Source organism: Streptomyces bobili (assembly GCF_002154575.1).
Lineage (GTDB): Bacteria > Actinomycetota > Actinomycetes > Streptomycetales > Streptomycetaceae > Streptomyces > Streptomyces bobili.
The window spans coordinates 1-2,043 of the sequence record NZ_MUBA01000647.1 but is presented as its reverse complement, the minus strand read 5'-3'; the positions used below and the strand labels follow the sequence as shown (position 1 = coordinate 2,043).

Sequence of the window (2,043 nt, the reverse complement as noted above, 5' to 3'; positions counted from 1 at the left end):
GGGCGGATTCGGGCCCGGATCCGGGGCGGGGGCGGAGCGGGACCAGGTGGCCGGTTCACGGGCCTGCTGCGGAACCCGCGGATCGGCAGTGCCCCGCGTCCGGGGGCGGGCCGGCGGGCCGTATGCCGAGAGGGCCCCGGAGCGTGGTGCTCCGGGGCCCTCTCGATCGCTTCAGGAGTGGCGCGAGGCTCAGGCCTCGGGCTTGTCCTCGGCGGACTCGGCAGACTCGTCGGTGTCCTCCGTGGCGGCCTCGGCGGCCTCCTCGGTGTCCTCCTCCTCGTCGTCCAGGTCGATGACCTCGCCGTTGGTGTCCTTCACCGTGGCGGACTCGACGACCACGGCCAGCGCCTTGCCGCGGGCGACCTCGCCGACGAGGAGCGGAACCTGACCGCCCTCGACGACCGCCTGCGCGAACTGGTCGGGGGACATGCCCGAGGAGGCGGCGCGGCGCATGAGGTGCTCGGTCAGCTCCTCCTGGTTCACGTTCAGCTTCTCGCGCTTGACCAGCTCGTCGAGGACGAACTGGGTCTTGATGCCCTTGACCGCGGCCTCGCGGGTCTCGGTCTCGAACTCCTCGACGGTCTTGCCCTGGAGCTCCAGGTACTTCTCGAGGTTCAGACCCATCTGGTCGAGCTGGTGGTGCTCCAGGTTGTGCTTGCGGGTGTTGATCTCGTCCGCGAGCAGCTTCTCGGGGACGGGCACCTCGACCAGCTCCAGGAGCTTCTCCAGGACGCGCTCCTGGGCCTGGGTGGCCTGGTCGTACTGCTTCATGTTGGCGAGGCGCTTGCGGCTGTCGGCCTTCAGCTCCTCCAGGGTGTCGAACTCGGAGGCGAGCTGCGCGAACTCGTCGTCCAGCTCGGGCAGTTCACGGGCGGCGACCTGGGTGACCTTGACGGTGACCTCGGCCTGCTGCCCGGCGGCGGAGCCGCCCTTCAGCTCGGAGGTGAAGGTGGCTTCGCCACCGGCCTCCAGGCCCTTCACGGCGTCGTCGATGCCCTCGAGCAGCTCGCCGGAGCCGATCGTGTAGGAGACGCCGTCGGCGACGCCGTCCTCCAGGACCTCGCCGTCGACCTTGGCCTCCAGGTCGACCGTGACGACGTCGCCGTCCTCGGCCGCACGCTCGACCGGAGAGGTCGAGGCGAAGCGCTCACGGAGCTGCTCCACCGACTTCTCGACGTCCTCGTCGCTGACCTCGACGGCGTCGACCTCGACCTCGATGGAGGAGAAGTCCTCCGGGAGCTCGAGCACGGGACGGATGTCGACCTCGGCGGTGAAGTTCAGCGTCTCGCCGTCCTTCAGCTCCGTGATGTCGACCTCGGGCTGGCCGAGGACGTCCAGCTCGGCCCCGTTGACCGCCTCCGTGTAGAACTTCGGAAGCGCGTCGTTGACGGCCTCCTCCAGCACGGCTCCGCGGCCGAACCGCTGGTCGATGATCCGGGCCGGGATCTTGCCCTTACGGAAGCCCTTCACCGTGACCTGCTGGTTGATCTTCTTGTACGCCGCGTCGAGGCTGTCCTTGAGCTCCTCGAAGGGCACCTCGACAGTGAGCCGAACCCGAGTCGGGTTCAGGGTCTCCACGGCGCTCTTCACGGTTCGGTCTCCTTGTGGCTGACTGCTTGGGTTTCGCCGGGACCTGACAGGTCCGGCGATTCAGCGCCCGGGAGAGTTCGAGGCCGGTGGGCCGGGGACACACGGGCGCGCAGTCTGCATAGTAGCCGCAGCAGCTGGGCCGCCCAAAAGACGATCCCCGGTGCGGCGCCCGGCATGATCGCGCGGATGGCGCGCAGATGACGCAGATGGTGGTCGGGGTGGCGGGATTTGAACCCACGNNAAGTGCCGCGGTCGCCTGACCTGCGGCGCGCGTGTGCGGGCGTAGCTCAATGGTAGAGCCCTAGTCTTCCAAACTAGCTACGCGGGTTCGATTCCCGTCGCCCGCTCTGTTTGGCTCAGGGCCAGGCCGGAGGATGATTCCTCCGGCCTGGCCCTGAGTCGTTCGAGGGGTGGTGTTCGGTCCCCGGCGCGGCCCCGCAGTTCGGGAGCGGC

1 protein-coding gene and 1 tRNA gene are annotated in these 2,043 nt (G+C 69.0%); one reads left to right on the top strand and one right to left on the bottom strand.

Features of this window, described 5'->3' with window-relative positions; translation table 11 throughout:
- Positions 1 to 189 precede the first annotated feature (189 nt).
- Entirely contained in the window at positions 190 to 1,590 is a 1,401-nt protein-coding gene (gene tig / locus BZL64_RS35455) for a trigger factor (RefSeq protein WP_086773163.1), read from the bottom strand.
- Positions 1,591 to 1,866: 276 nt separating this feature from the next.
- On the opposite strand from tig, the gene BZL64_RS35450 reads away from it, so the two are divergent.
- Positions 1,867 to 1,937, top strand: a tRNA-Gly gene (locus BZL64_RS35450).
- Positions 1,938 to 2,043 lie beyond the last annotated feature (106 nt).